This is a genomic window from Streptomyces sp. NPDC001219 (genome assembly GCF_053597915.1).
Genome location: NZ_JBSFJF010000057.1, coordinates 38,292 through 45,609 on the forward strand (window position 1 = coordinate 38,292; position 7,318 = coordinate 45,609).

At 71.2% G+C, this 7,318-nt stretch carries 8 protein-coding genes; 5 read left to right on the forward strand and 3 right to left on the reverse strand.

Features of this window, described 5'->3' with window-relative positions:
- The first annotated feature begins 94 nt into the window (after positions 1–94).
- The gene (locus ACWC9R_RS28685; RefSeq protein ID WP_450735837.1) at positions 95–553 is read left to right on the forward strand and encodes a hypothetical protein; all 459 of its coding nucleotides are present in this window, start codon (positions 95–97) and stop codon (positions 551–553) included.
- Positions 554–600: 47 nt separating this feature from the next.
- On the forward strand, positions 601–1,182 hold the full coding sequence (locus ACWC9R_RS28690; RefSeq protein WP_450735839.1) for a VanZ family protein: 582 nt from the start codon (positions 601–603) through the stop codon (positions 1,180–1,182).
- Here the strand turns inward: ACWC9R_RS28690 and ACWC9R_RS28695 are convergent.
- Positions 1,133–1,687, reverse strand: coding sequence for an acyl-CoA thioesterase (locus ACWC9R_RS28695; RefSeq protein ID WP_362610342.1), 555 nt, complete (start codon positions 1,685–1,687; stop codon positions 1,133–1,135). The two genes, ACWC9R_RS28690 and ACWC9R_RS28695, sit on opposite strands and share 50 nt — an antisense overlap.
- A 274-nt stretch (positions 1,688–1,961) precedes the next feature.
- On the opposite strand from ACWC9R_RS28695, the gene ACWC9R_RS28700 reads away from it, so the two are divergent.
- Positions 1,962–3,248, forward strand: a complete 1,287-nt coding sequence (locus ACWC9R_RS28700; RefSeq protein WP_450735841.1) for an LCP family protein — start codon at positions 1,962–1,964, stop codon at positions 3,246–3,248.
- Between the two features lie 63 nt (positions 3,249–3,311).
- On the opposite strand, the gene ACWC9R_RS28705 is transcribed toward ACWC9R_RS28700, so the two are convergent.
- Positions 3,312–4,487: an acyl-CoA dehydrogenase family protein gene (locus tag ACWC9R_RS28705; RefSeq protein WP_362610338.1), complete on the reverse strand. Its 1,176-nt coding sequence runs from the start codon at positions 4,485–4,487 to the stop codon at positions 3,312–3,314.
- Positions 4,488–4,750: 263 nt separating this feature from the next.
- On the opposite strand from ACWC9R_RS28705, the gene ACWC9R_RS28710 reads away from it, so the two are divergent.
- Entirely contained in the window at positions 4,751–6,091 is a 1,341-nt protein-coding gene (locus ACWC9R_RS28710; protein ID WP_450735843.1) for a UDP-glucose dehydrogenase family protein, read from the forward strand.
- Between the two features lie 6 nt (positions 6,092–6,097).
- Here ACWC9R_RS28710 and ACWC9R_RS28715 read toward each other — a convergent pair whose 3' ends face one another.
- On the reverse strand, positions 6,098–6,658 hold the full coding sequence (locus ACWC9R_RS28715) for a CGNR zinc finger domain-containing protein (RefSeq protein ID WP_450735844.1): 561 nt from the start codon (positions 6,656–6,658) through the stop codon (positions 6,098–6,100).
- 74 nt (positions 6,659–6,732) lie between these two features.
- Here ACWC9R_RS28715 and ACWC9R_RS28720 point away from each other — a divergent pair, with 74 nt between their 5' ends.
- Positions 6,733–7,101 (forward strand): VOC family protein, encoded by a 369-nt coding sequence (locus ACWC9R_RS28720; RefSeq protein WP_450735846.1) that lies wholly within the window; start codon positions 6,733–6,735, stop codon positions 7,099–7,101.
- Positions 7,102–7,318: the final 217 nt, after the last annotated feature.

Genomic DNA, 7,318 nt, shown 5'->3' on the forward strand with positions numbered 1-7,318 from the left:
GCAGCACGGGGGTCCTCCGGGCCGGCTGCCGGGGAGTCGCCGGCGGACGGTGCGCGTCTGGCGCGGGCGGGGCCGGGCGGAGCGGGGCGGCGGCATGAGCGTCCCCGCGCCCCGCCGCACCCTGCCCGGACCGCCCGCGCGCCGTACGGACGCCCGCGGCCGCGCCCGCCGGGTCACGGTGGCCACCGCCGCGCTGTTCCTGGTCGCGGTCACCGTCGCCGCGGCGCCGCCGGCACCCCCCGCGCCGACCGGCTGCGGGGAGCTGGTGAACGGCCAGCTGTGTCTGCAGGGGCCGGTGGGGGCCGACGGGATGTACACCGCGACCTACCGGCGGCACGGGCCGGCGGCCGGTCCCGACGAGATCATCGTGCGGCTCGGATACCAGCGCAAGAACGACCGGATCACCGCCTTCCCCGGCTGGTTCGGCACCCGGCGGACCCAGGGCGGCGCCGTCGCGCTGAGCGGCCGGGTGGAGATGCTCGCGGACGAGTGCATCCGGGGCGTCATGGAGCGCGGGGAGACGTTCTACGTCACGAAATGGAGCTGCAGCTGATGTCCGGGACGCCCGGGAAGTTCGCGATGTCCTGAAAGGGGCGCACTGTGTGGCAGGTTGTGCTGGGCATCACCCCCGCGACGGTGGCGCTCTTCCTGGTCCTGGCGCTGGGGGCGGCGGCGGCGCTCGCCCTGTGGACGGCGCTCGTCCCCGACAGCGGCGCCCCGCGCACCACGGCCCGCGTACTGCTGGGCGGCTGGCTGCTGCTGCTCCTGCTGGCGACGCTCGCGCCCAGCCAGCCGGTCGGCTCCGGGGACGCGACGGTGTGGTGGCGGCCCGGTGAGGGGCTGTTCGACCTGGGCGCCCAGCTGGAGCCCGGGGAGCTGGCGATGCTGGTGCGGCGGCAGATCGCCAACGCGGCGCTGTTCGTGCCCGCACCGCTGCTGCTGCGGTTCGCCGCGCCGCGCACCTCGGCCGCCGGCACCTTCCTCATGGGCGTGGGCCTGTGCCTGGCCATCGAGACGGCGCAGCTGCTGATGCGGGCCGGGCGGATCGCCGATGTCGACGATGTGATCTGCGCGGCGGCCGGCACCGTGATCGGTACGGGGCTGGCGCTGGCCGCGCAGCGCGGGGTGGCCGCTATGCGTCGTCGAGGCCTTCCGCGGCGCGCCGTTCGCGCAGCTCCATGATCGCGCGGCGCCGGGCGAGGCGGTGCGTCCGGCGGATCTGCGCCTCCTGGTAGCGGCGCTTGTCCCGCTCGGTCTCGGGGAGCACCTGCGGCACCCGGCGCGGCCTGCCCTGTTCGTCGACGGCGGCGAAGACGAGGTAGGCGGAGCCGACCTGCTGGGCCGGGGTCGACTCGTTCCAGCGCTCGGCCAGGACCCGTACGCCGACCTCCATGGAGGAGCGGCCGGTCCAGTTGACCTGGGCGCGGACGTGCACGAGGTCGCCGATGCGGACGGGTTCGAGGAAGACCATCTCGTCCATGGAGGCGGTGACGGCCGGGCCGCCGGAGTGGCGTCCGGCCACCGCGCCCGCGGCATCGTCGACGAGCTTCATGATCACGCCGCCGTGCACCGTTCCCAGAAGGTTCGTGTCGCCGGCCGTCATGATGTGGCTGAGCGTGATGCGGGACACGGAAGTGGGCTTGCCCACCGCCTCGTCCTCGGGGGTGTCGGTGACGAGTTCGGTCATGCGGTCCAGCCTAAGTGGCACCTGTGGAGCACCCCGTCCACGTGGATCGTGAGACTGGTCTCGCCGTTCGCGCAGGTCTGTGACACAGGTCTCACCGCCCCCGCCGGAATCCATCCGGAATGGTTGCTTCCATTCGTGCAGGTCGGAATGGTCATGTCCGCTTGTGGTATGCGCCGGAAGGGCGCCGTGGCTTTGCATCAGCTCTGCAACAGCACTGGCCCGATCCCGCACCCGCTCTATGGAGCACCCCACCGCGGGAGGCACACTTCCCCGTATGAATGAGTGGCCCAACGGCGACCAGAACGGCAACCGGTACGGATACGGCAGCGGCGGCTCCGAGCCGGAGGGTGCGCGCTCCATGCCCCAGGTACGGCGCGACGCAGGCCCCGGCTATCAGCGGAACGAGCCGCCGATGCCGGCGTCGATGTCCCCGCGCAGGGGTGCGACCGTCCCGCCGCAGCAGTCCCAGGGCTACGAGGACTCCTACGACGACGGCTACAACACCGGCCAGGTCTACGGCGGTGGCCGGGGCGGCGGCGGCCGCCACGACGACGGCTACGGCGCGGGCGGCGGCCGGCCGCGCCCCCGCTGGGGCAAGCGGATCAAGTGGACGGTCATCACCCTGGTCGCCGTACTGGCGGTGACCTCGGTCGCCACCTACTTCTGGGCCGACGGCAAGCTCCGCCGCAAGGTCGACCTGAGCAAGGCCATCGACCGTCCGGAGACCGGCGACGGCACGAACTACCTGATCGTCGGCTCGGACAGCCGTGAGGGCATGACCGCCGCGCAGAAGCGCAAGCTGCACACCGGCTCCGCCGAGGGCAAGCGCACCGACTCGATGATGATCCTGCACGACGGCAGCAACGGCCCGACGCTGATATCCCTGCCGCGCGACTCGGACGTGGAGATACCCACCTACATCGGCTCGGACTCCGGCAAGAAGTACCCGGGCACCGGACGGCACACCAAGCTCAACGCGGCCTACGCCGAGGACGGCCCGGAGCTGCTGGTGCGCACCGTCGAGTACAACACCAAGCTGCACATCGACCACTACGTCGAGATCGGCTTCGCCGGCTTCGCCAACATCGTGGACGCCATCGGCGGCGTCGAGATGGACCTCCCCAAGGCGATCAAGGACAGGGACTCCGGCGCCGACTTCCCGGCCGGCAAGCAGACCCTCAACGGCCAGCAGGCGCTCGCCTACGTCCGCACCCGGCACGCCTTCGCCCAGCAGGACCTGGACCGTACGAAGAACCAGCAGAAGTTCCTGGCGACGCTGGCGAGCCAGACCGCCACCCCCGGAACGGTCCTCAACCCCTTCAAGCTCTACCCGACGATGAGCGCCGGCCTGGACACGCTCGTCGTCGACAAGGACATGAGCCTGTGGAGCCTGGGCGAGATGTTCTTCGCGATGAAGGGCGTCACCGGCGGCGAGGGCAAGTCCATGAACATGCCGGTCTCCGGCAGCAACGGCGGCAACCTGGTCTGGGACAAGGCCAAGCTCCGGCAGCTGGTGCAGCAGCTCAACAACGACGAGAAGGTCACGGTCAGCAGCAGCTGACCGCACGCACGAAGGGCCCCGGACCGCCGCTGCGGTCCGGGGCCCTCTGCCGTCCGTACGGGCTTACTGCGGCAGGTTGCGGGCCATCACGATCCGCTGGACCTGGTTGGTGCCCTCGTAGATCTGCGTGATCTTGGCGTCGCGCATCATCCGCTCGACCGGGTAGTCACGGGTGTAGCCGTAGCCGCCGAGCAGCTGGACGGCGTCCGTGGTGATCTCCATGGCCGCGTCCGAGGCGTAGCACTTGGCCGCCGCGCCGAAGAACGTCAGGTCCTCGCCCTTGCCGCCGGCCGATATCCGCTCGGAGCGGGCGGCCGCTGCGTAGGTGAGCTGGCGGGCCGCCTCCACCTTCATGGCCATGTCGGCGAGCATGAACTGGACGCCCTGGAAGTCACCGATCGGCTTGCCGAACTGCTTGCGCTCCTGGACGTAGCCCTTGGCGTAGTCCAGGGCGCCCTGGGCGATGCCGAGCGCCTGGGCCGCGATGGTGATGCGGGTGTGGTCCAGGGTCTTCATGGCGGTGGCGAAGCCGGTGCCCTCCGCGCCGATCATGCGGTCGGCGGGAATCCGGACGTTGTCGAGGTAGACCTCGCGGGTCGGGGAGCCCTTGATGCCGAGCTTCTTCTCCGGGGCACCGAAGGAGACACCCTCGTCGCCCTTCTCGACGACGAACGCCGAGATGCCCTTGGAGCGCTTCTCGGGGTCGGTGACGGCCATCACCGTGTAGTACTCGCTGACACCGGCGTTGGTGATCCAGCGCTTGACGCCGTTGAGGACGTAGTGGTCGCCGTCGCGGACGGCCTTGGTCTTCATGCCCGCCGCGTCCGAACCGGCGTCCGGCTCGCTCAGGCAGTACGAGAACATCGCGTCGCCCTTGGCCAGCGGGCCCAGGTACTTCGCCTTCAGCTCCTCGGAGCCGGAGAGGATCACCGGCAGCGAGCCGAGCTTGTTGACCGCCGGGATGAGGGAGGACGACGCACAGACGCGGGCGACCTCCTCGATCACGATGACGGTCGCCAGCGCGTCCGCACCGGCCCCGCCGTAGGCCTCCGGTACGTGGACGGCGTGCAGGTCGTTGGCGACCAGCGCGTCGAGCGCCTCCTGCGGGAAGCGGGCCTCCTCGTCCACCGCGGCCGCGAACGGCGCGATCTTCGCCTCGGCGAGCGAGCGCACCGACTCGCGGAGCATGTCGTGCTCCTCGGATGGCCGGTACAGATCGAAATCAGCGGTTCCCGCCAAGGTTTCTCACTCCCCTGTGAGCTGACTACCAATGTGCTAACTACCGTTAAGTAACCCCGTTACCTCTCCGGATTCTAGGCGCCGATCCCAGCCGCGGATACGTGAGGTTGCCGACAGTTACACCGGCACCGCCCGCACAGCTGGGGCGGTCATTCCCCTCCCGACTATGCTCGGCCAGCGCCGTTTTCTCCATGCCCGCCCGTCACCTGCCCCCCGCCCCTCAACGCCGGCACTTCGCGCCGCACCGCCTGTTTGGAGCGTCCATGCCCCTCAAGATCACCGTGATCGGCACCGGCTACCTCGGCGCCACCCACGCCGCGGCCATGGCCGAGCTGGGCTTCGAGGTGCTGGGGCTCGATGTGGTCCCCGAGAAGATCGAGATGCTGCAGCGGGGCGAGGTCCCGATGTACGAGCCCGGTCTGGAGGACCTGCTGCGCCGCCATGTCGCCGGGATCGAGGGATCGAGCGGCCGGCTGCGCTTCACCACCTCCTACGAGGAGGCCGGGGCCTTCGGCGACGTCCACTTCGTCTGCGTGAACACCCCGCAGAAGCACGGCGAGTACGCCTGCGACATGAGCTACGTGGACAGCGCCTTCGACGCGCTGGCGCCGCATCTGACCCGGCCCACGCTGGTGGTCGGCAAGTCGACGGTGCCGGTGGGCAGCGCGGCCCGGCTCGCCCGGCGGCTGGCCGGTGCCGCCCCCGCGGGCGAGGCCGCCGAGCTGGCCTGGAACCCGGAGTTCCTGCGCGAGGGCTTCGCCGTCAAGGACACCCTGCACCCGGACCGCATCGTGGTGGGCGTGGCCGGCGAGCGGGGCGAGGAGCTGCTGCGCGAGGTGTACGCCACCCCGATCGCCGAGGGCTCCCCCTTCATCGTCATGGACTACCCGACGTCCGAACTGGTGAAGACCTCCGCCAACTCCTTCCTGGCCACGAAGATCTCCTTCATCAACGCGATGGCGGAGGTCTGCGAGGCGGCCGACGGCGATGTGGTGAAGCTCGCCGAGGCCATCGGGCACGACGAGCGGATCGGCAAGAAGTTCCTGCGGGCCGGCATCGGCTTCGGCGGCGGCTGCCTGCCCAAGGACCTGCGGGCCTTCATGGCGCGCGCCGGCGAACTGGGCGCCGACCAGGCCCTGACCTTCCTCCGCGAGATCGACTCGATCAACATGCGGCGCCGCGGCCACATGGTCGAGCTGGCCCGCGACGCGGTCGGCGGCGGCTTCCTCGGCAAGCGCGTCGCCGTCCTGGGCGCGACCTTCAAGCCGGACTCGGACGACGTCCGCGACTCCCCCGCCCTCAACGTCGCCGGCCAGATCCACCTGCAGGGCGGCCAGGTCACGGTCTACGACCCCAAGGGCATGGAGAACGCCCGGCGGCTCTTCCCGACGCTGGCCTACGCGGACAGCGCGCTGGAGGCGGTGCGCGGCGCGGACGCGGTGCTGCATCTGACGGAGTGGCGCGAGTTCCGCGAGCTGGACCCGGCCGCCCTGGGTGAGGTGGTCGCCGAGCGCCGCATCCTGGACGGCCGCAACGCCCTGGACCCGGCGCTGTGGCGCAAGGCCGGCTGGACCTACCGCGCACTGGGCCGCCCGCAGGCGTAGCCCCCGCTACCCGGACTCGGACCTGCCGCGCCTGGCGCGGTAGGTCCGCATCTTCGCCCGGCTGCCGCAGACCGCCATGGTGCACCAGCGGCTGCGGCCGGCCGGGCTCCTGTCGTAGAAGACCCAGCGGCAGTCGTGCGCCTCGCACGCCTTGAGCCGGACCCAGGTCCCGTCGGCGACGGCGGCCGCGATCCCCGCGGCGATCCGGGCGGTGAACTGCGCGACGGCGCCGAGCCCCGGAGCCGGGCGCAGTGCGGCGCCGCCGTCGGGCGCCATGGCCAGGACGAGCGGCGCGGCCGCCAGCAGCCGGTCCAGCGTCCGGGCCGCTTCCGCGGGTACGGCGGTCCCGGCGGTGTGCGCCAGACAGACCTCCCGGAGCGCCTCCCGCAGCTCCCCGAGCGCCGCCGACTCCCCCCGCCCCGGGGCGGGTTCCGTCACACCCTGCGCACACAGAAAGGCGCCGGGACCGCCGTCGGCGGTCAGCGCGTCCTCGCCGGTCTCGACATCGAGGGTGTTGACCAGATCCTGCACCGCCCGCAGGGATTCCGGCGCCGTTCGGGAAGTCACCCTTGCCACGTTACCGACATCCCGCCATCATGCGGTAACGAGGTTACTGGTTGAAGCCATGAGGAGGTAACGCCATGGGCCTGATCAAGCTCGGTGTCGTCGCACTGGACTGCCCCGACCCCCGGGCGCTCGCCAACTTCTACGCCGAGATGCTCGACTGGCAGGTCACCGGAGGCGACGACGAGTGGATCGAGATCGCCGGCCCCACCGGCCGCACGCTGGCCTTCCAGGGGGTCGCCGACTACCGCCCGCCGCGGTGGCCCGGCCAGGACGTGCCGCAGCAGCTGCATCTCGACTTCGACGTCTCCCGCGCGGACATCGACGAGGCCGAACGAAAGATCCTCGCCCTCGGCGCGGAGCTCGTCCAACGGGACGAGGGACTCCGCGACTTCCGCGTGTACCTGGACCCGGCGGGGCATCCGTTCTGTCTTTGCCTCAAGTAACCGTTCCGGCTGCGATTTGCTTTCGGCCCACGTTTTCGGCTTTCCCGCCGTGGTGGCTCGCGCCGTTTCGGGTCCGCTGCGCGGGGCGTGGGTGCGGGTGATGTTTGTTGCTGCCTGCGCCGTGGCGCCTGCGGCGGGCGGGTGGGTGTCGGGTGCGGTGACGGGCCTCCGGGGCAGGGTTTCCGGACTGCTTCGCTTTACGTCCGGAAACCCTGCC

Bases quoted from the DNA above. Each gene is read 5' to 3' on its own strand.
- ACWC9R_RS28685 (WP_450735837.1), top strand. From the start codon at position 95: ATGAGCGTCCCCGCGCCCCGCCGCACCCTGCCCGGACCGCCCGCGCGC.
- ACWC9R_RS28695 (WP_362610342.1), bottom strand. From the start codon at position 1,687: ATGACCGAACTCGTCACCGACACCCCCGAGGACGAGGCGGTGGGCAAG.
- ACWC9R_RS28700 (WP_450735841.1), top strand. From the start codon at position 1,962: ATGAATGAGTGGCCCAACGGCGACCAGAACGGCAACCGGTACGGATAC.
- ACWC9R_RS28710 (WP_450735843.1), top strand. From the start codon at position 4,751: ATGCCCCTCAAGATCACCGTGATCGGCACCGGCTACCTCGGCGCCACC.
- ACWC9R_RS28720 (WP_450735846.1), top strand. From the start codon at position 6,733: ATGGGCCTGATCAAGCTCGGTGTCGTCGCACTGGACTGCCCCGACCCC.